This is a genomic window from Geobacillus sp. PK12, from assembly GCF_004123125.1.
Classification (GTDB): domain Bacteria; phylum Bacillota; class Bacilli; order Bacillales; family Anoxybacillaceae; genus Geobacillus; species Geobacillus zalihae.
Genome location: NZ_SDKL01000002.1, coordinates 61,037 through 81,130 on the forward strand (window position 1 = coordinate 61,037; position 20,094 = coordinate 81,130).

The following is a 20,094-nucleotide window of genomic DNA, read 5'->3' on the forward strand; positions in this document are numbered from 1 at the left end:
CGGACCAAGGGAGGGATGGATCATGATCGAACCGATCATTGAAATCGTCCCGACGGCTCAGTATGAACAGGCGAAAGAAGAGTTGAACGAGCTGCGCCGACAGTGGAAGAAAGCGAAGAAGAAAACAAAGAAGAAGCGAAACGAAGCATAAGCGTTGTCCCTAAGAAAGAGGCGGCTTTCCCGCCTCTTTCTCCATGCATACTGCCCCCTTGTTGCGCGTATAGTGTACTAAGACAAGACAAGCATACAAGGGGGAATGGCGATGCTCAGTTTGCCTTGGTGGGTGTATTTGGTTGTTGCCGGTATTATTTTCAGCGGCTATATGACCGTAAAAACGGCGGCGCGCGAGCGGGAAATTGACGAAGCATTTATTGAAAAAGAAGGGGAGATTTACATGGAGCGCATCCGAAAGGAGCGCGAGCGGCGGAAACAAGCGAAGTCCTTGCAATAGCAGGGACTTTCTTTTTTTGGAAGATTTCATTTGAAAGCGTTTTTTTCGAAAAATTCTCTTTCTTTTTTTGCGAATCGTGTTAGGATAATAATATCAATGGACTACCAGGAGGCAAAGTGAGGGATGACAATGAAACGCGCGTACAACTTCAACGCCGGCCCGTCAGCGCTGCCGCTTCCGGTGCTTGAGCGGGCGCAAAAAGAGCTCCTTAATTTTCAAAACACCGGCATGTCGGTGATGGAATTAAGCCACCGAAGCAAGGAATACGAGGCTGTCCATAATGCGGCGAAAGAGCGGCTCAAGCGGCTTCTAAATGTGCCGGACGGATATGACATTTTATTTTTGCAAGGCGGGGCGAGCCTGCAGTTTTCCATGGTGCCGATGAACCTCCTCACGGAAGGGAAAATCGGCTGTTATGTGCTGACCGGGGCGTGGTCGGAGAAAGCGCTGAAAGAAGCGCAAAAAATCGGTTTGACAACGGTCGTCGCTTCGAGCAAAGAAGCGAACTACACATACATTCCGCCGCTTGATGACGTCCAATGGCCGAAAAACGCCGCCTATGTCCATATTACGTCAAACAACACGATCTTCGGCACTCAATGGAAGGAATTTCCGAACACGCCGGTTGACTTGGTCGCGGATATGTCGAGCGATATTTTAAGCCGTCCGTTCGATGTCAGTCAATTTGCCCTCATTTACGCCGGGGCGCAGAAAAATCTCGGCCCGTCAGGAGTCACGGTTGTCATTCTCCGCAACGATTTGCTTGAGCGCATTCCGGACGGGCTGCCGACGATGCTTGATTACCGGACGCACCAGAAGAGCAATTCGCTGTACAACACGCCGCCGACGTTTGCGATTTACATGCTGTCGCTCGTGCTCGAATGGGTCGAAGAGCAAGGCGGTGTGGCGGCGATGGAAGAGCGCAGCCAGCAAAAGGCAGCCGTGCTGTATGAGGCGATTGATGAAAGCGGCGGCTTTTACAAACCGCACGCCGAAAAGGGGAGCCGTTCGCTCATGAACGTCACCTTTACGCTTCCAAATGAGGAGCTGACGAGAACGTTCCTCGCCGAGGCGAAAGAACGCGGGTTTGTCGGGCTCGGCGGGCACCGATCGGTCGGCGGCTGCAGGGCGTCGATTTACAACGCGGTGCCGCTTGAGGCGTGCGAAGCGCTCGCGTCGTTCATGAACGAGTTCCGCCGCCGTTTTGCCTGAAAATTTCTTCTTCACTTTTACACTGCAAAGTGATATAATGATAGAAAAATTCTCGAGCAAAAGATATAGACGAGGAGAGATGAGGAGAGATGAGCATGAATGTGAGAGCATTAGTATCGATGGCGCTGTTAGTCGGAATCGGAGCCGTGTTGCACGCGGTCATTCCGGGGTTGTTTTTCGGAATGAAGCCGGATATGATGCTGGCGATGATGTTTTTGGCGATTTTGCTTTTTCCGAACGTCAAAGCGGTCGGCCTTGTCGGCGTCGTCACTGGCTTGATCTCAGCCATGACGACGACGTTCCCGGGCGGACAGCTGCCGAATATGATCGATAAGATCATCACCGCCTTTGTCGTGTTTGCCCTAGCGACTTTGATGAAAGCATACAGCCAAACGGTCATTGGGGCTTCAGTGCTGGCGGCTGTCGGCACCGTCATTTCCGGGGCGGTGTTTTTAACCGCGGCGCTCCTTATTGTTGGGTTGCCGGGTGGAACGACCTTTTCTGCGCTGTTTGTCACGATTGTGCTGCCAACCGCGGCGTTAAATGCGGTGGCCATGGCCATTATCTATCCGATTGCGGCGTCCATTTTCCGGCGGATGAACGTCACAGCACACGTGTAAACGGCAAAAAACCCGATCATGGCTGGTCGGGTTTTTTGCTATCAAAGAGAGAGTAGGAAAAAAATACTTATGCTCTCAGGCGTGTTGATTAACCATTAAAAACCAGTTGAAATCGCTCTATTATCAGCTTTTTCTGCCGTAGTCGGCAAGCGAACCGCTTGCCGACTGGGCATGCTGTACGCATGCCTTCCTCGAACAATGAACGCTTTGCGGGCAAATGACATTTGCCCGCCGGCGTTCTTGTTCGAGGGAAGAGGCAGAAAAGCTTGTGTTCAGTCAAATGATTCTGTGCTTTTAGTAAAATAATGGATCATCAACACTCGTGTTATGCTCCATTTGTTTTTAACGCGTATTAGACATAGCTGAGAAGCCAAGCGGTGAGCAAGCAAATGAACGCTATTCCAATATAGCGCAAAGTCCGTTCTTTCAGCAATGCTTTCGGCGGGTACGCCCGCGCTTTCCATAAGGCGAAAAATGCGTTTATAAAAAGACAGAAAAATAAGAATCCGACAGCGATAAGCAGCCATTGTATATACACCATGGCATTCTCCTCCTGTATGCGCTAAGCGCCTTATGCTTACTACTATGAATATGCAAAAAAAATCATAAAAATAAATACTTTTGTCTTTATTCCTTTTTGTTTTATTGATATAATGGAGAGTAAAAAATACGGTGAGGGAAGAGTGGGTGGAACGATGAAAGCGACAGAACAGCATTATTCCATCAAAGAGGCGATGTTATTCAGCCAACGAATTGCCCAGCTGAGCAAAGCGCTATGGAAATCCATTGAAAAAGATTGGCAACGGTGGATCAAGCCGTTTGACTTGAACATTAACGAACATCACATTTTATGGATCGCCTACCACTTCAAAGGGGCCTCGATTTCGGAAATCGCCAAGTTCGGTGTGATGCATGTGTCGACGGCGTTCAACTTCTCAAAGAAATTAGAAGAAAAAGGATTGCTTTCGTTTTCCAAAAAACAGGATGACAAGCGCAATACGTACATTGAGTTGACGGAAAAAGGCGAAGAAGTGTTGATGAAGCTGATGGAGACGTATGACCCGACGAAAAATGCCGTTTTCAATGGGGCGTTGCCGTTGCGCGAGTTGTACGGAAAGTTTCCAGAAATTTTAGAAATGATGTGCATCGTCCGCAATATTTATGGCGATGATTTCATGGAAATTTTTGAGCGGGCGTTTGAAAACATTAAAGAAGACTTTATCGAGCAGGACGGCAAACTTGTCAAGCGAAAGCCGAAAACGGAAGAGCACGAGAAAGAATTGGCCAGCCAGGCTAACTGATGGTGCGAATGAGCGTTTTCAGCTCGGTCATCAGCGGGACAAACATTTGTTGGGCCAAAAGAGCGTCAACTGTCTGTTCCAGCGGAAGGTTCGGATGAAGCATCCCAGCAAACTGCACGAGCAGGGGAGTGAAAATCGTCAACCCTTCCGCTTTTTGCTGTTCGTATTGGTCGGCAAGCTCTTGGCAAAACGCCAAGAAGGCGTCGACTTCTTCTTTGGTCAAATCCGCGCGGATGATGAGGGAATAAAATGGTTTTTTCGTTTCGTCGATCATTTCCATCAGCAGAGACTGGTGAAATTCCAGCTTGGCCACTCGCTTTTCCAACGATTCCATATATCGTGCTCCTTTTGGTGACGAAAATGTGACCGTTTTTACGTATATTTTACCGAATTTGTGCGCATTCACCAATAGAAAAATCGGTTTGTGTCCGGAAAAAGAAAAATGATTGATTTCCCGCCATGAACGATGTAAAGTTAAAGCCATGGGCGGCGTTTGGCGAAGAATCAAAGAGGAGGGGAACAGTTTTGGTGCTTTATTTCATCCTCCTGGCGGTTACGGTCTTATTTTTTATCAACCAGCTCACACACTCGCTTTGCGCGCAGCGTGACATCCCGGAGGAGCAGCAGCCGGCGGTTTTTCGCACGATCAATGTCCTTATTACGATTTTATTAATCTCTTCTTACTTTGAAGTGTTGTTTACATAACTTTTCTCTCTTCTAACGGTTGATGCGGGGATTGTTATGTTTTCCTTTTGATGGAGCGAGTTCCATTGTCGTTGCCTCTCCCTTCGTTTCAAGGAAGGCGGCAAAAAAAGGGTGCTCCTTTTGCGGGAGCACCCTCTTTCGTTTAGTAGATGACGCAGGCGCAGCCGACAATGATTAGCAAAATAAACAGCACAACAATCAACGCAAAGCCTCCGGAATAAGGTGCGCTCATCGTAACACCCCCTTTCGGCAAGAAGAAGCCTGTCGAGCGCTTCATCCTCATCATATGTATGGCAAGCGTGCATGTTATGGGCGGATGACTAAAGCGGAAAGAGGTTTTTTTTTCGTTGGAAATATGGTATAGTTATTGTCGTGGCTGAAGAGGCGAGCATGTTGTTTCTTGGGCGCGCTTGGGCGCCATTCGATCTGCGCCGCTTGAAAGCGTGGGAACATTCAATCGAAAAAAGATGTAGGAGTTGTGAAGCGAATGAAAAAATGGATGATGGCCGCTGCCGTCGTTTCGCTCATGGCTTTGTCGGCCTGCAGCAACGACGGTTCGGAAGCGATTGTGGAAACGAAAAACGGCAATATTACGAAAGACGAATTTTATAATGAGATGAAAGAGCGCGTCGGCAAATCCGTCCTTCGTGATTTGATTGACGAAAAAGTGTTGAGCAAAAAATACAAGGTAACCGATGAAGAGATCGACCGCGAAATCGAACGAATCAAGGAGGCGTATGGAACGCAATATGATTTGGCCGTGCAGCAGAACGGAGAAAAAGTGATCCGCGAAATGGTCAAGCTCGATTTGCTGCGGACGAAAGCGGCCGTTGAAGACATAAAAGTGACGGAGAAAGAGCTGAAGGAGTATTATGACAACTACAAACCGAAAATTCGTGCCAGCCATATTTTGGTCAAAGATGAAAAAACAGCAAAAGAAGTAAAGGCGAAGCTTGATAAAGGCGAGGATTTCGCCAAGTTGGCCAAAGAATACTCCCAAGATCCAGGCTCGGCGTCCAACGGCGGCGATTTAGGCTGGTTTGGCCCAGGGAAAATGGTCAAGGAGTTTGAAGAAGCCGCCTATAAGCTGAAAGTCGGCGAAGTGAGCGATCCGGTGAAAACGGATTACGGCTACCATATCATTAAAGTGACGGACAAAGAAAAGAAAAAGTCGTTCAACGAAATGAAAGACGAAATTGCGTTTGAAGTCAAACGGAACAAGCTTGATCCTACGACGATGCAGTCAAAAGTGGACAAATTGGTGAAAGATGCCGGTGTTGAGATCAAAGACAAAGATTTGCAAGATGTGATCGAGCAGCAAGGAAAACAGTAAAAAACGGAAGCAGAACATCCCTGCTTCCGTTTTTTTATTTGTGGGCTTGACCTTTCTGCTGTTCAACAACGGGAGATCAGCCGAGCTGCTCGCGAATGGCGGCCGCGATCGCCTGCAGGTCAGCGGGCGTATAGTCGCTTGCATGCGACTTCCAGACCGCGCCAAACCCATCCCCTTTGCCGTAGCGTGGAATGAGGTGAAGATGGTAATGGAACACCGTCTGCCCCGCTTGCTCGCCATTGTTGTTCAGTAAGTTGAGCCCGACCGGGGAAAATGCTCGCCTGAGTGCATTGGCAATCGTCGGCACTGCGCGAAACAGTTGGCCGGCCGCCTCCGACGTGAGGGTGAAAATGTTTTCCGTATGTACTTTCGGGATGACAAGCGTATGCCCTTTTGTCACTTGGCTGATGTCCAAAAACGCGAGCACATGGTCGTCTTCGTACACTTTCGCCGCAGGCAATTCGCCGTTAATGATTTTGCAAAAAATGCAATCGCTCACTGTGGTCACCCTTTCCTTCCTATTTTCTTCATTTTACCATAAAAAAACCGGGATGTAATCCCGCAACGCAGGTTACATCCCAGTTGGTGAAAAGGGGAGAGGATGATTCAAGCAAATGTGCGTTTGATGAACACCCCATTTGCAGCAAAAATTGGTTCGGCGTGAGCGCTTCCTTTGTTCAACGTGACCATCCCCTTTGGACAGGCTCGTTGCTTCCCAGCAACGAATGCGATGGTCGCTTCCTAGGAACGTTTACAACGTTTTGCGGCTCACAACGGTGTCTTTGACGAACACCCCATTTCGGATGGATCGTTCATCAACTTTTTGATTCCTCATCCCCTCTTCGCTATTTATCATGCCCGGCTTGAGTGAGTTTATGCAAAAGAACGGTGTGATCTTTTTTGGTAAGCGAGGCTATCGTTTGGTACAATGGGGACAAAGGCCAGAACGGAAAGGGAGCGGACGATGACGCTTTTAGAAGTGAAGGATCTATCCGGAGGCTACACGGCGCAAAACGTGCTTGAAGACGTGACGTTTGCGGTCGACCGCGGCGAAATGGTCGCCTTGATCGGCCTGAATGGAGCCGGCAAAAGCACGACGATCAAACATATTATCGGCTTGATGGAACCGCGCCGCGGCGCGATTTCCATTAACGGCTATCGGCTTGCGGACGGGCGGGAAACGTATCGAAGGCAGTTTGCTTATATCCCGGAAACGCCGGTGTTGTATGAAGAATTGACGCTTGAGGAACATTTGCGTCTAGCGGCGATGGCGTACGGGTTGAGCGAAGCAGAGTATGAACGCCGCCTTCCGCCGCTGCTTCGCGAGTTTCGATTGGAGCGGCGGCTTTCCTCGTTTCCGGCTCATTTTTCGAAAGGAATGAAGCAAAAAGTCATGATTGTATGCGCCTTTTTGCTTGAACCGCCGCTTTATATCATCGATGAGCCGTTTCTCGGCCTCGATCCGCTTGCCATTCACGCCCTGCTTGAGCGAATGAATGAACAGAAAGAGAAGGGGGCGGGCATTTTGCTGTCGACGCACATTTTAGCGACGGCAGAGCGGTATTGCGACTCATTTGTGATTTTGCACAACGGCCGCGTCAAAGCCAAAGGGACGCTCGATGACATTCGCCGCCAGTTCGGGCTCTGGGGGGCGTCGCTTGATGAACTGTACGTCGAATTGACAAAGGACGATGCGCCATGATTGACGCCCGCCGTCTTTGGAAGCAGCGTTTCCAAGCGGAATGGCGAAAACGGATCCGCTACTTGCGCTATATGTTCAACGACCATTTGCTCGTCGGTTTGATCATTGTGCTTGGCGGCATAGCGGTGATGTACGAGCGCTTTGCGGCGGCGCTTCCTGACTCGTTTCCGTATCCGGCTATTGCGGCGGTCGTGTTCGGCTGGGCGGCGGCTGCTGGATCAGTGCGCACCTTGTTCCGCGAGGCGGATGCGGTGTTTTTGTTGCCGGCGGAAGAACGGCTGGGTCCGTATATTCAGCGGGCGTTTTTCGTCTCATGGTTATGGCAGGCGTACGGCCTTTCTTTGCTTTTGCTGTTGGCGGGTCCACTGCATGCTCGCTTTTCCCCGGTGTCATGGCCGCTTTTTTTGTTCGGTCTTTTCTGCTTCAAAGGATGGAGCTTATGGGCCAGTTGGCAAGGAAGCTACATCGCCGATCCGTCTTTTCATCGCTTTGGCGCATTTACCCGTTTCAGCCTAGCGGCGGTGTTCGTTTATTTGGTGCTGGTTGCGGCCCCATGGCCATTTTTCGTCGTTTTGGTCGGTTTGATGGTTGTTCTGTCCATCTGTTTGTCAAGATTGGTCAGAGGTAAAACATGGAAATGGGAACGGATCATCGCGGAAGAACAGCGAGCGGCCACGGCGTTTTACCGGTTGGCCAACTTGTTTACCGACGTTCCGGAATGGCGGGAGGCGGCGAAGCGGCGGCGCTGGCTTGATCCGCTGCTCGCTTTGATACCGTACGACGAGCGGCATGTGTTTTTTCATTTGTATGCCCGCACGTTTTTGCGCGCCGGCGGGTATGCTGGTCTATATGTCCGCCTCACTGCGATCGGAGGCGTCATGCTGGCTGTGATCGATCACCAATACGGGCGGGCGGGCATCGCATTTTTGTTTCTTTACGCGACCGCTGTTCAATTGGCCGCGCTGCCTTCCCATCATCGCTATTTGCTATGGCCGCGGCTGTACCCGTTGCCGCAGGCGCAACCGGATGCTGCGGCGGTTCGGTTGCTTTCCATTCTGCTGATTGGGCAAAATACGATATTCCATCTCGTACTGTTGGCTGTTTCCCCGCGCCTTCTTTGGCTCGCCACTTGGCTTGGCGGAAATATATGGGGGCTTTGGACGGCAGGGCGGTACGTGCGCCTGCAGCGTGGGCAGAAAGCCGGACGCTAGCGCTGTTTGCGCTGGCGCCGGCGTTTTTCATTCTTCAATGGATGGCCAAAGCTTTCACACCTTTTTTCCCGCTTCATATGCTGTAGTACACTGGCCTGGGCGCATGTCCGGCGGTCAGGCTGGAAGTCGGGAAGAAAGGGGAATGAATCATGGGTGTAGAGCTTGTAGCGTTGCACTGGATTTACTTGCTGTTCATCGTGCTCATTATTGGGTTTATGGTCGCCCGCAAAGATACATCGCTCATTTGCATTGCCGGCATCTTTTTATTGGCGGCGGTCGCTACCCATTCGTTGAGCGCGGCGGTCAGCGGAGTGTTTAACAGCTTTATTTACGCGATTACGGAGCTATTGCCGACGATTTTAGTCATCTCTATTATTGTGGCGATGAGCAAAGTGTTGTCGGCCACCGGCATCAATGATGTCATGGTTTCGCCGTTTGTCCGTTTCATCCGTACGCCGGCTTGGGCGTATTGGACGATCGGAATTTTGATGATGATCATTTCTTGGTTTTTCTGGCCGTCTCCGGCTGTTGCTCTCATGGGGGCAGTTCTGTTGCCGGCAGCGGTCCGAGTGGGCTTGCCGGCGTTGGGAGTGGCGATGGCGATGAACTTGTTCGGGCATGGCATCGCGCTTTCCGGCGATTTTATCATCCAAGGGGCGCCGAAATTAACGGCCGATGCCGCCGGGCTGCCGGTCGGCGATGTCATCGCTGCCAGTGTGCCGCTTGTTTTTGTCATGGGGGCCGTCACAACGGTCACGGCGTTTTACTTGCTGCGCCGTGACATGAAGCGAGGGCGACTGGCAAGCGGGGAGGCGGAAATGGCTGCAACGGTCGATTCGACGCTGGAAAAAACAAGTCATTTCCTGACGGGACAAACGAAAAAATGGCTTGCGCTGTTGATTCCGATTTTGTTCGCCCTTGATGTCATCGCGATGTTTTATTTGCGGTTGCAAGGCGGGGAAGCGACCGCCTTGGTCGGTGGGACGGCGATTTTCATTTTGATTCTCATCTCCGTTCTCGCCCATCGGCAAGAAAGTTTTGCGGAAGTGACCCATTACTTTATTGAAGGGTTTCAGTTCGGGTTTAAAGTGTTCGGCCCTGTTATTCCGATCGCCGCGTTTTTCTATCTTGGCGATGCGGGGTTTGTGAAAATCATCGGCGACTATTTGCCGCAGGCATCGCAAGGCATCGTCAACGATTTAGGGGTTGCCTTGGCTCATGCGATGCCGCTGAACAATGAGGTGGGAGCGGTTACACTTACGATCGTCGGGGCGATTACTGGTCTTGACGGCTCCGGGTTTTCCGGCATCTCGCTCGCCGGTTCGATCGCCCATTTGTTTTCTGTAGCGATCGGCGGCGGAGCGGCAACGTTGACGGCGCTCGGCCAAATCGCCGCCATTTGGGTCGGCGGCGGCACGCTCGTTCCGTGGGCGCTCATTCCAGCCGCAGCGATCTGCGGGGTTGACCCGTTTGAGCTGGCGCGCCGCAACCTCATTCCTGTTGCTGTCGGCTTGGTGGTTACGACCGTTGTCGCCATGTTTCTCATCTGAACAGAAAGCTGTCCCGTGCGGCCGGGGCAGCTTTTTTGCTATAATGGGCATGGACTTAAAAATCGGTCGATTTTTTGACAGTTCGCCTTCTTCTCTATACATTGGGTACGGAAAGCTGTATAGTGAAAAGGAGATAGGCAATGTTTGAAGGCAAAAAAAGGCGAAACCATTGACGGGATTGTGAGGAAAGAAAGGCGGATGGAGATGGCTAGACAGATCAATGATACATTTTTGCGCGCCTGCCGCGGCGAACAAACATCGTACGTGCCGGTTTGGTATATGCGGCAAGCCGGACGGTCGCAGCCGGAGTATCGGGCGCTGAAAGAAAAATATTCGCTGTTTGAAATTACGCATCAACCGGAGCTTTGCGCGTACGTCACGAGACTTCCAGTTGAGCAATATGGCGTCGATGCCGCCATTTTATATAAAGACATTATGACACCGCTGCCGGCCATTGGCGTGAACGTCGAGATTCAGGGCGGCATCGGGCCGGTGATCGCAAATCCGATTCGCTCGCTTCAAGACGTCGAGCGGCTTGGGGAGATTGATCCAGAACATGATGTGCCGTATGTGTTTGAAACGATTCGGCTCCTTGTCAACGAACAGTTGGATGTGCCGCTCATCGGGTTTGCCGGGGCGCCGTTTACGTTGGCGAGCTACATGATTGAAGGCGGTCCGTCAAAAAATTATCATAAGACGAAAGCGTTCATGTATGCTGAACCGAAAGCGTGGTTCGCCTTAATGGACAAGCTCGCTGAGATGACGATCCGTTATGTGCGGGCGCAAATTCGGGCAGGGGCAAGCGCTGTGCAAATTTTTGATTCTTGGGTTGGCGCCGTTAGTGCTGACGATTACCGGACGTTTATCAAGCCGGCGATGGCGCGCATTTTTGCCGCTTTGCGGGAAGAAGGGGCTCCGCTCATTATGTTTGGCGTCGGCGCCAGCCACTTAGTGCATGAGTGGAACGATTTGCCGCTTGATGTCATCGGCCTTGACTGGCGGCTGTCGATTCGCGAAGCGCGCCGCCAAGGCATTGCGAAAGCGATTCAAGGCAACTTGGATCCGGCGGTGCTTCTTGCGCCGTGGGACGTGATCGAAGAACGGGTGAAGCGCATTTTGGACGAAGGGATGGAACGGCCGGGCTACATCTTCAACTTAGGCCACGGCATTTTTCCGGATGTTCAGCCGGCGACACTGAAGCGTCTGACCGCTTTTATCCACGAATATACGTCAACGAACTAAACGAGGGGGTGGCACAATGGTGAAAAAAACAGTGGGGCTGCTCGTGATGGCGTACGGAACGCCGTACCGGGAAGATGATATTGAACGGTATTATACGCACATTCGCCATGGGCGCAAGCCGCCGCAGGAACAAATCGACGATTTAAAAGCGCGTTACCGGGCGATCGGCGGGTTGTCGCCCCTTGCGAAAATTACGGAAGAGCAGGCGAAACGGCTCGAGGAGCGGCTGAACGAAGTGCAAGATGAAGTCGAGTTTCGCATGTATTTAGGGCTCAAACATATTGAGCCGTTCATTGAGGATGCCGTCGAGCGCATGCATGATGACGGCATCAAAGAAGCGGTTGGGATCGTCCTAGCCCCTCATTATTCCACATTCAGCATTCGCTCGTACAATGAGCGGGCGAAAGCGGCAGCAAAAAAGCTCGGCGGACCGACCATTTACACGATTGATCAATGGTATGACGAGCCGAAGTTTTTGCAATATTGGGCAGAACAAGTGCGGGCGATTTTTGCCGCCATGCCGGAACGTGAGCGGGAGCGAGCTGTGCTGATCGTATCCGCACATAGTTTGCCGGAAAAAATTATTCAAGCCGGTGACCCGTATCCAACGCAGCTCGAAGATACAGCGAAACGAATTGCTGATCAAGCCGGCGTCGCCCACTATGCCGTCGGCTGGCAAAGCGCCGGTCAGACGCCGGAACCATGGCTTGGGCCGGACGTGCAAGACTTGACGCGCCAGCTTTACGAAGAGCGCGGCTATACGTCGTTCGTTTACGCGCCGGTCGGTTTTGTCGCCGACCATTTGGAAGTGTTGTATGACAACGACATTGAGTGCAAACAGGTGACGGAAGAGATCGGCGCCCGCTATTACCGACCGGAGATGCCCAACACGAATCCATTGTTTATTGATGCATTGGCGTCGGTTGTGTTAAAGCGGTGGGCGGAAGAAGGCGATCGACATGAATGAAGGGCAACGGACGGTCGTCATCATCGGCGGTGGCATTACCGGCTTGACGGCTGCTTACTACTTGCAAAAAGCGATTCGAGAGCAACGCCTCCCACTTGCATGCAAACTTGTCGAGGCGACGCACCGGCTCGGCGGAAAAGTGCAGACGGTCGTCCGCGACGGTTTTGTCATTGAACGCGGTCCAGACTCGTTTTTGGCGCGGAAAACGAGCGCGTTTCGCCTTGTGAAGGAAGTCGGCCTTGAACATGAGATCGTTCATAACGCGACCGGAACATCGTACATTTTGGTCAACGGCAAACTCTATCCCATTCCGGGCGGAGCGGTGATGGGCATTCCGACGCGCATCGCCCCGTTTTTAACGACCGGACTGTTTTCCCCGGCCGGCAAGCTGCGGGCGGCGCTTGACTTTGTGCTGCCGCCGGTGAAAGTCGATGGTGATATGCCGCTTGGCCGCTTCTTCCGCCGCCGCCTCGGCGATGAGGTGGTGGACAATCTCATCGAACCGCTACTTTCCGGCATTTACGCCGGCGACATTGATGAGATGAGCCTAATGGCGACGTTTCCACAGTTTTTTCAGCTTGAGCAAAAATACGGAAGCCTTGTCCGTGGAGCGAGACGAACGACGCCGAAAGAGCAAAAAGAGCGGAAAGGGGCGTTCCAGACGTTAAAAACGGGCTTGCAGTCGCTCGTTGATGAAGTGGAAAAACGGCTTGAGCCGGGCAGCGTCATCAAAGGGGTGCGTGTCGAGCGGATCGTTCGCACCGATTCGGCGTATCGGCTGCAACTGAGCACAGGAGAGGTGTGGGGGGCAGACGGCATCATCGTGACAACGCCGCATCATGTTGTGCCCGACATGTTCGCTGACTATCCGTTTTTCGCCCCGTTCCGTTCAGTGCCGCTGACGTCGGTGGCGACGGTGGCGCTCGCATTTCCGGAGGAGGCGATCCGCCAAGACATTGACGGCACCGGGTTTGTCGTTTCGCGCCGCAGCGATTACACGATGACAGCGTGCACATGGACGCATAAAAAATGGCCGCACACCGCGCCGCCTGGCAAGGCGCTCTTGCGTTGCTACGTCGGGCGCCCGGGCGATGAGGAGATCGTCGACCAACCTGATGATGAGATCGTCCGTGTTGTATTGGATGATTTAAATAAAGTGATGAACATCGCCGGCCAACCGGAGTTCGCCGTCATCTCGCGCTGGAAGCGGGCCATGCCGCAATACACGGTCGGGCACCGCGAGCGGCTGGCGAAGATTAAGGAGCAGATGGCGTCCGAGTTGCCGGGGGTGTTTTTGGCCGGCAGCTCATACGAAGGGCTCGGATTGCCGGATTGCATTGACCAAGGCGAAAAAGCGGTGCGTGACGTGCTTCTGTATTTGCAGCAAGCGCCAGTTCAACAGACGTCCGATCTGTACAGCAGCGTCCGTTAACCAACGGTTTTCCAACGCCCTGGTCCGTTCGCCGCTCACATTTGGACGTCGGTGCGGCCGCCCGCCGTTTGAAGCGAAAAGCAGCGGATGGCTGTTTGTCTCTTTTGGTTCGTGGAAGTGGTTTCCGCTGCAAAAGGGATGTGAAAAGAACGTGGGAGAAGCTTCAACGGCGCTTCTACCCATTTGCTTGGAAAGGATGAGGGAGCAGGAAGAAATTCCGTCCCCAATGCGACGGCCCTTTACATCCATGTTGTTTGATAGTATAATGGATACGGATTGACCAAATTGTTCATTTAGTCAGTTTGAAGGATGAGGAGTATGGCAAGCGACCGCAAACGGCAAATCATCGAAGCGGCGGCCCAATCGTTTGCTGCCTTTGGCTACAAGGCGACGACGATGGAGCAGATCGCCAAGCTCGCCAACGTCGGCAAGGGGACGATCTATACGTTTTTTAAAAGCAAAGAGGAACTGCTTGATGAAATCGTCTCCGGATTGATTATGGAAATCAAGGCGGAAGCGGAGCTGGCGATGGACTCGTCGCTGCCGTTTTCCGAAAACGTCCACCGCGCCTTGTACCGCATTTTGGAATTTCGCCAGCGCCATCAGCTGACGGCGAAGCTGCTTCAAGAAGTGCGCAATATCGGTACGGCGGCGGTGCAAGAAGTGCTTGCCAAACTGGACCGGGCAATGGTCGAGTTCATTCGGCAAAAAATTGATGCGGCGGTGGAAAAAGGGGAGATTCGTCCGTGCAATTCGGAAATTACGGCATTTTTGATGCTCAAGACGTACATCGCCTTGATCGTCGATTGGGAAAAAGATCATGAACCGTTGACAAAAGAACAAATTGCTGAATTGTTTACGCTCTATTTTTTGCAAGGATTGTCGAGATAGATGATCCTCTTTTTTTGTTGGAAATTGACCATGCGGACAATTTGGTCATCTGTACAAAGGAGGGAGCGCCATATGCTGCGAAAAGAGCTGCGGGCCATCGTGCTCCGCCCGAAAGTGTTTGTCCCGATCCTTGCTGTTCTGTTCATTCCTCTTCTGTACAGCGGGTCGTTTTTATGGGCGTTTTGGGACCCGTATGGGCATTTGGACCGCCTGCCGGTCGCTAGCTCGCAGCTGCGGCTGGTCGATTGGTCGCTGCTCACCAAAAATTAACAGATGGAGCGAACGAGCTGGCCGGGCAGCTCGAGCGGGCTTACCGCGGGGCGCAGACGCTTGCGGAAGGCAGCGGCCGATTGGCTGAAGGAGTGCATGAGCTCGCTCTTGGTTCAGGCAAGCTCGTTTCCGGAACGCGCGAATTGGCCAATGGGGCGGGCGAGCTGTCAGATGGCGTCGATGCCGTGGCGAAAGGCGCATCGTCGCTTCATCAGGGGATGGACCGCCTCCTTGGCGGCGGGCAGTCGTTATCGTCCGGGTTGGGACAGTTGGAGCGAGGATCGGTGGAGCTGGCGAATCGGTTGGATGAGGGAGCGAAAGAGGCGGCTGGCGTTCGGGCGAACGAGCGCGTTTATGAGATGATCGCCGATCCGGTGAAAAACGACAAAGAGCCGCTCCATCATGTGCCCAACTATGGAACCGGTTTTGCTCCGTATTTTTTGTCGCTTGGGTTATTTGTCGGCGCTTTGCTGCTGACGATCGTCTTTCCGCTGCGTGAGCCGGTCGAGCGACCATCGTCAGGCGTCGCCTGGTTTTTTGGAAAATGGGGCGTGCTCGTTTTGGCTGCGGCAGCGCAAACACTCTTGGCCGATGCATGGCTGTTGTATGGGCTTGATTTGCATGTAGAAAGCATCGGGCGTTTTCTAGTGTTCACTTGGATCATCAGCATAACGTTTATGATGATTGTTCAATTCCTTGTCACCGTGTTTGACAACCCGGGCCGGTTTCTTGCCATTTTGCTATTGATTGCCCAGCTGGTCGGAAGCGCCGGCACGTATCCGATTGAGCTCGTTCCGGGTGCGTTGCAGTCGCTTCATCCGTGGCTGCCGATGACCCATGCGATCCGTGGGTTGCGAGCCGTCATTTCAAGCGGCGATTTCTTGGTCATGTGGAAGGAAGCTGCGATATTGCTTGCGACAGCCGCGGTCTTTGCCTTGGCGACGCTCGTGTATTTTCTCCTTCGGTATCGCCGCCGTTATGCGGTATGGAGGGAAACGGAAACAGCAGCTCAAACGTGATGACTGGCTGCGCTGCCGGCTGGCGCAAAAGCAGCCATTTCTCCGACATGCAAATGAGCAATGCGAAATGAGAATGAAGGAAAGGCGTCCCTCTCATCTTTTTGGGGCGCCTTCTTCTTTTCACATGAATCAAACCATCAACCGGGAATCAATGAGAGAACAACCATTGCTGTGATTGGGGCGGGTGGCTGCTGTTCAAACATGGGGTGATGAGGGTGACGGCCGAAAATGAAAAAACTGCCTCTCAACCAGAGGCAGTCAAAAGAAAAGGCAGGCTGCATTAGGGAACAGCCAAACGCCGGCGGGGCAGCCGACGTCGTGACGCAAGAAGGTATTCCGCTTACCTAGTGGCGGTAAGCGGCGCCAAGGCAATCAGAACATGTGTTGCCGTAGCATTCATGCTGCTCGTCAATCTCTTTGCCGCAGTGCGTACATTTTTTAGGTGGCAAGTTTCTGAAAAATTCCAACACTTTCATCAACATTCCGATCCCCTCCGTTGTCTTGGTAATTTTATTGTATTATAACACATAACAAAATGTCAATATGTGTTTTAAAACAAAAATCAACAAAGATGAAAAAATAGGCGCGGTTGTGTATGATGAAGACAAAACGAATGGAAGGAGAGAACCGAAAATGAAAGTGACGGTCATCGGCTATTGGGGAGGGTTCCCGGCCTCCAATGAAGCGACATCGGCGTATTTGTTCGAGCATGACGGATTTTGCCTGCTCGTTGATTGCGGCAGCGGGGCGCTTGCCAAGCTGCAAAACTATACGGCTGTGGAAAACTTAGATGCGGTCATCATCTCCCATTACCATTACGACCATATCGCCGACATCGGCCCGCTCCAATACGCGCGTCTCATTCATAAAAATTTGGGAGCTGACCTTCCCGTCTTGCCGATTTACGGCCATGTGGAAGACGAGGCGGCGTTTTCCCGCTTGACGCACAGCGGCATTACGGAAGGAATTGCCTATGACCCGAATGGGACGCTGGCTGTTGGACCGTTTTCGATCACATTTATGAAAACAGTCCATCCGGTGCCATGCTACGCGATGCGCATTACTGCCGGCGGCAAGACGGTTGTTTATACGGCCGATTCAAGCTATATACCGGAGTTTCTTCCGTTTGCCAAAGGAGCCGACTTGCTCATTTGCGAGTGCAACTTTTACGCTGGGCAAAACGCGGCGCCGGCTGGGCATATGACGAGCGAGGAGGCGGCGGCCATCGCAGAGGGAGCACGTGTCGGAGAATTATGGTTGACGCATTTGCCACACGTTGGCCGGCACGAGCAGCTGGTTGAGGAGGCTGGCCGGACGTTCCGCGGTGTCATCCGCCTCGCCCGCACCGGCCTAACATGGGCGCAATAGGCCAAAATAAGAGAGAGCAGCAAAGGAAACGCTTTCCCTTGCCCTTTGCTGTTCTTTTTTTTATAATGGATATAGTTCGAATTTTTTTATTTATAAAATGAATGGTCATTCATTCATTTTGGGGGGAGGAGCGTATATGAACGTCACGGCGCGGTTGGCGCAAATCGCGAAGCAGTTGCCGGACAAGGAAGCGTATGTGTTTAGGGAAGAGCGGTGCACGTATCAACAATTGGATGAAGCCATTTCCCGATTTGCCGACGGATTGGCGCGGCTTGGCATTCGCCGAGGCGACCATATTGCCTTGTTGCTTGGCAATTCGCCGCAGTTCGTCATCGGCTTGTACGGGGCGCTGCGGCTTGGGGCGACCGTCATTCCGATCAATCCCATCTACACGCCCGAGGAAATTTCTTATATTTTGCACAACGGCGACGTCAAGGCGGTGATCGGCCTTGACTTGCTCGCTCCGTTGTTTGTGGAGGCGAAGAAGCGGCTTCCGCTGCTCGAGCATGCGATCGTTTGTGAAACACCGGAAGGGAAGGAAAAAGGCATTTCCCTGTCGGAAGGAATGAAATCGTTTGCAGAAGTGTTGGCGGACGGCAGCCGGGATTTTACCGGCCCTGAACTGGGTGATGACGATGTCGCCGTCATTTTGTACACATCGGGGACGACCGGCAAGCCGAAAGGGGCGATGCTCACTCATAAAAACATATACAGCAATGCCCAAGATACGGCCGATTATTTAGGCATCAATGAAAATGACCGCATCATCGCTGCGCTGCCGATGTTTCATGTGTTTTGCCTGACCGTGGCGCTCAACGCCCCGCTAATGAACGGCGGGACGGTGCTCATTATGCCAAAGTTCAGTCCAGCAAAGTTGTTTCAGCTGGCCCGAGAGGAAAAAGCGACGATTTTTGCCGGCGTGCCGACGATGTACAATTTCCTTTATCAGTACGAAGGTGGAAGCGCGGACGATTTGCGGACGCTCCGCCTTTGCATCTCAGGAGGCGCTTCAATGCCGGTCGCTTTGCTTGAAAACTTTGAGAAAAAGTTCAACGTCATCATTTCAGAAGGATATGGGCTTTCGGAGGCGTCCCCTGTCACCTGTTTCAATCCTCTTGATCGGCCGCGCAAGCCTGGTTCGATCGGAACGAACATTAAAAATGTTGAAAATAAGGTCGTCAACGAGTACGGCGAGGAAGTGCCCGTCGGCGAAGTCGGAGAGCTTGTCGTTCGCGGGCCAAACGTTATGAAAGGGTATTACAAAATGCCGGAAGAAACAGCGGCTGCCTTGCGCGACGGTTGGCTGCACACCGGTGATTTGGCGCGCATGGACGAGGAGGGCTATTTCTATATCGTCGACCGAAAGAAAGAGATGATTATCGTCGGCGGCTACAACGTGTATCCGCGCGAAGTCGAAGAAGTGCTGTACAGCCATCCAGATGTCGTGGAAGCCGCCGTGATCGGCGTGCCGGACCCGGACTACGGCGAAGCGGTGCGGGCGTATGTCGTCTCGAAAAATCCGGAGTTGACGGAAGCAGAGCTCATTGCTTACTGCCGTGAGCGGTTGGCAAAATATAAAGTGCCGAGCGCGATTGACTTTTTGGACGAGCTGCCGAAAAATGCGACAGGAAAAATTTTGCGAAGAGCGTTAAAAGAGCGGCTCGCGTCTTCCCATGCTTGATGGTGCTGAATTTTCAGCACCTTTTCTTTTTTTTGAATAGTATATTGAAAACAAGTAGATAAATTTATATAATTTAACACATAAAAGTTTAAAAGGACTAAACTTCTCTACATAGGGGGATGGGATCATGGGCCAATCGATTCGGCGGTTCGCCGCGGTGTGTGCAGCCGGCTTTTTGTTGCTTGGCGGCTGCGGCGGCGCGAAAGAGACGGGAAGCAGCCAGGGAAGCGGCGGGAAGAGCGGGAAAGAAAAGACGTACAAAATCGGCGTGACGCAAATTGTCGAGCATCCATCGCTCGATGCGGCGCGCAAGGGATTCCAGCAGGCGTTAAAAGACAAAGGGCTGTCCGTTGAGTATGACGTGCAAATCGCCCAAGGCGACCAAAGCAACAACCAAACGATCGCCAATAATTTTGTTTCGGACGGCGTCGACTTGATTTTTGCCAACTCAACGCCAAGCGCGCAGGCGGCGCTCAATGCGACAAAAGACATTCCGATCGTGTTCACTTCGGTGACTGACCCAGTCGGCGCGCAGCTTGTTCAATCAATGGAAAAACCGGGCGGCAATGTGACGGGGACGACCGATACGCACCCGGATGCGATCCCGAAAACGGTGCAGTTTATTGACAAATATATCAAAGGCAACCGCGTCGGCATGGTATATAACGCCGGCGAACAAAACTCCGTCGCTCAAATCGAACAGGTGAAAAAGGCGATGCAAGGAACGGACTTGCAAATCGTTCCTGCATCAGTATCGACATCAGCAGAGGTGAAGCAGGCGACCGAGTCGCTCGTCGGCAAAGTCGATTGTCTGTACATCATCACCGACAACACGGTCGTCTCGGCGCTCGAGTCGGTGATCCAGGTGGCGAATGAGCACGACATTCCGCTTTTTGTCGGTGAACTCGATTCCGTCAAGCGCGGCGGTTTTGCGGCGTACGGGTTTGACTATTATGACATCGGCTACGAAGCGGGGGAAATGGCGGCGCAAATTTTGCAAGACGGCAAAAAGCCAGCCGATTTGCCGGTGCAATATCCACAAAAATTGAAGCTTGTCATCAATAAAAAAGCAGCGCAAGAAATGGGCATCAAGCTCAATCCAGAATGGGATTCCATTGCGGAATATATTGAATAAGCGG

24 protein-coding genes are annotated in these 20,094 nt (G+C 52.3%); 19 read left to right on the plus strand and 5 right to left on the minus strand.

Annotation, left to right across the window (positions count from 1 at the left end; genetic code table 11):
- Positions 1-22 precede the first annotated feature (22 nt).
- From ETR37_RS00715 to ETR37_RS00730, 4 genes are all read left to right on the plus strand, one after another.
- Positions 23-151 carry a hypothetical protein gene (locus tag ETR37_RS00715; RefSeq protein ID WP_013523055.1) on the plus strand — a complete coding sequence of 43 codons (129 nt, stop codon included), beginning with the start codon at positions 23-25 and terminating at the stop codon, positions 149-151.
- Positions 152-262: 111 nt separating this feature from the next.
- Positions 263-451, plus strand: coding sequence for a sporulation YhaL family protein (locus tag ETR37_RS00720; protein ID WP_011230152.1), 189 nt, complete (start codon positions 263-265; stop codon positions 449-451).
- Between the two features lie 129 nt (positions 452-580).
- Positions 581-1,663 carry a 3-phosphoserine/phosphohydroxythreonine transaminase gene (serC, locus tag ETR37_RS00725; protein WP_033024819.1) on the plus strand — a complete coding sequence of 361 codons (1,083 nt, stop codon included), beginning with the start codon at positions 581-583 and terminating at the stop codon, positions 1,661-1,663.
- A gap of 95 nt (positions 1,664-1,758) precedes the next feature.
- A complete protein-coding gene (locus tag ETR37_RS00730; RefSeq protein WP_033005728.1) occupies positions 1,759-2,283 on the plus strand; it encodes a tryptophan transporter in 525 nt (174 codons plus the stop codon).
- Positions 2,284-2,635: 352 nt separating this feature from the next.
- Here the strand turns inward: ETR37_RS00730 and yhzF are convergent, their stop codons facing one another.
- Positions 2,636-2,824, minus strand: coding sequence for a membrane protein YhzF (gene yhzF, locus ETR37_RS20765; RefSeq protein WP_013146234.1), 189 nt, complete (start codon positions 2,822-2,824; stop codon positions 2,636-2,638).
- Between the two features lie 154 nt (positions 2,825-2,978).
- Between yhzF and ETR37_RS00740 the strand changes: the two genes are divergently transcribed.
- Entirely contained in the window at positions 2,979-3,584 is a 606-nt protein-coding gene (locus ETR37_RS00740) for an HTH-type transcriptional regulator Hpr (RefSeq protein WP_011230156.1), read from the plus strand.
- Here ETR37_RS00740 and ETR37_RS00745 read toward each other — a convergent pair.
- Positions 3,577-3,918 (minus strand): YhaI family protein, encoded by a 342-nt coding sequence (locus ETR37_RS00745; RefSeq protein WP_011230157.1) that lies wholly within the window; start codon positions 3,916-3,918, stop codon positions 3,577-3,579. The two genes, ETR37_RS00740 and ETR37_RS00745, sit on opposite strands and share 8 nt — an antisense overlap.
- A 191-nt stretch (positions 3,919-4,109) precedes the next feature.
- Here ETR37_RS00745 and ETR37_RS00750 point away from each other — a divergent pair, with 191 nt between their 5' ends.
- Complete coding sequence (locus tag ETR37_RS00750) at positions 4,110-4,289, plus strand: hypothetical protein (RefSeq protein WP_011230158.1); 180 nt, start codon at positions 4,110-4,112, stop codon at positions 4,287-4,289.
- Positions 4,290-4,431: 142 nt separating this feature from the next.
- Here ETR37_RS00750 and ETR37_RS00755 read toward each other — a convergent pair whose 3' ends face one another.
- Positions 4,432-4,521 (minus strand): YjcZ family sporulation protein, encoded by a 90-nt coding sequence (locus tag ETR37_RS00755; RefSeq protein ID WP_021322511.1) that lies wholly within the window; start codon positions 4,519-4,521, stop codon positions 4,432-4,434.
- A gap of 255 nt (positions 4,522-4,776) precedes the next feature.
- Here ETR37_RS00755 and ETR37_RS00760 point away from each other — a divergent pair, with 255 nt between their 5' ends.
- On the plus strand, positions 4,777-5,622 hold the full coding sequence (locus tag ETR37_RS00760) for a peptidylprolyl isomerase (protein ID WP_033006718.1): 846 nt from the start codon (positions 4,777-4,779) through the stop codon (positions 5,620-5,622).
- A gap of 76 nt (positions 5,623-5,698) precedes the next feature.
- Here ETR37_RS00760 and ETR37_RS00765 read toward each other — a convergent pair whose 3' ends face one another.
- Positions 5,699-6,121: an HIT family protein gene (locus ETR37_RS00765; RefSeq protein ID WP_014194996.1), complete on the minus strand. Its 423-nt coding sequence runs from the start codon at positions 6,119-6,121 to the stop codon at positions 5,699-5,701.
- A 465-nt stretch (positions 6,122-6,586) separates the two neighbouring features.
- On the opposite strand from ETR37_RS00765, the gene ETR37_RS00770 reads away from it, so the two are divergent.
- The 9 genes from ETR37_RS00770 to ETR37_RS00810 all read left to right on the plus strand — a co-directional run bounded on the left by ETR37_RS00770 (position 6,587) and on the right by ETR37_RS00810 (position 15,906).
- Positions 6,587-7,324 (plus strand): ABC transporter ATP-binding protein, encoded by a 738-nt coding sequence (locus ETR37_RS00770; protein WP_015374041.1) that lies wholly within the window; start codon positions 6,587-6,589, stop codon positions 7,322-7,324.
- Positions 7,321-8,535: an ABC transporter permease gene (locus ETR37_RS00775; protein WP_129446779.1), complete on the plus strand. Its 1,215-nt coding sequence runs from the start codon at positions 7,321-7,323 to the stop codon at positions 8,533-8,535. Before ETR37_RS00770 ends, ETR37_RS00775 begins: the two co-directional genes overlap by 4 nt.
- 149 nt (positions 8,536-8,684) lie before the next feature.
- Positions 8,685-10,085 (plus strand): hypothetical protein, encoded by a 1,401-nt coding sequence (locus tag ETR37_RS00780; protein WP_060788459.1) that lies wholly within the window; start codon positions 8,685-8,687, stop codon positions 10,083-10,085.
- A 204-nt stretch (positions 10,086-10,289) separates the two neighbouring features.
- Positions 10,290-11,327: a uroporphyrinogen decarboxylase gene (gene hemE, locus ETR37_RS00785; protein ID WP_025038854.1), complete on the plus strand. Its 1,038-nt coding sequence runs from the start codon at positions 10,290-10,292 to the stop codon at positions 11,325-11,327.
- Between the two features lie 16 nt (positions 11,328-11,343).
- The gene (gene hemH, locus ETR37_RS00790; protein ID WP_020755633.1) at positions 11,344-12,294 is read left to right on the plus strand and encodes a ferrochelatase; all 951 of its coding nucleotides are present in this window, start codon (positions 11,344-11,346) and stop codon (positions 12,292-12,294) included.
- Positions 12,287-13,726, plus strand: a complete 1,440-nt coding sequence (gene hemY, locus ETR37_RS00795; protein ID WP_014195002.1) for a protoporphyrinogen oxidase — start codon at positions 12,287-12,289, stop codon at positions 13,724-13,726. Before hemH ends, hemY begins: the two co-directional genes overlap by 8 nt.
- A 318-nt stretch (positions 13,727-14,044) precedes the next feature.
- A complete protein-coding gene (locus ETR37_RS00800) occupies positions 14,045-14,617 on the plus strand; it encodes a TetR/AcrR family transcriptional regulator (RefSeq protein ID WP_011230167.1) in 573 nt (190 codons plus the stop codon).
- A gap of 72 nt (positions 14,618-14,689) precedes the next feature.
- Positions 14,690-14,887, plus strand: a complete 198-nt coding sequence (locus tag ETR37_RS00805) for a YhgE/Pip domain-containing protein (protein ID WP_122983941.1) — start codon at positions 14,690-14,692, stop codon at positions 14,885-14,887.
- A complete protein-coding gene (locus ETR37_RS00810) occupies positions 14,863-15,906 on the plus strand; it encodes a YhgE/Pip family protein (RefSeq protein WP_081132741.1) in 1,044 nt (347 codons plus the stop codon). The genes ETR37_RS00805 and ETR37_RS00810 overlap by 25 nt, the downstream gene beginning before the upstream one ends.
- Before the next feature lie 344 nt (positions 15,907-16,250).
- Here the strand turns inward: ETR37_RS00810 and yhfH are convergent, their stop codons facing one another.
- Positions 16,251-16,388 (minus strand): protein YhfH, encoded by a 138-nt coding sequence (gene yhfH / locus ETR37_RS00815; protein ID WP_013146223.1) that lies wholly within the window; start codon positions 16,386-16,388, stop codon positions 16,251-16,253.
- 151 nt (positions 16,389-16,539) lie between these two features.
- On the opposite strand from yhfH, the gene ETR37_RS00820 reads away from it, so the two are divergent.
- The 3 genes from ETR37_RS00820 (at position 16,540) to ETR37_RS00830 (ending at position 20,090) form a co-directional block, all read left to right on the plus strand.
- On the plus strand, positions 16,540-17,274 hold the full coding sequence (locus ETR37_RS00820; RefSeq protein WP_033005982.1) for an MBL fold metallo-hydrolase: 735 nt from the start codon (positions 16,540-16,542) through the stop codon (positions 17,272-17,274).
- Between the two features lie 136 nt (positions 17,275-17,410).
- Entirely contained in the window at positions 17,411-18,955 is a 1,545-nt protein-coding gene (locus ETR37_RS00825; protein WP_060788460.1) for a fatty acid--CoA ligase family protein, read from the plus strand.
- Between the two features lie 127 nt (positions 18,956-19,082).
- Positions 19,083-20,090 carry an ABC transporter substrate-binding protein gene (locus ETR37_RS00830; protein ID WP_129446781.1) on the plus strand — a complete coding sequence of 336 codons (1,008 nt, stop codon included), beginning with the start codon at positions 19,083-19,085 and terminating at the stop codon, positions 20,088-20,090.
- Positions 20,091-20,094 lie beyond the last annotated feature (4 nt).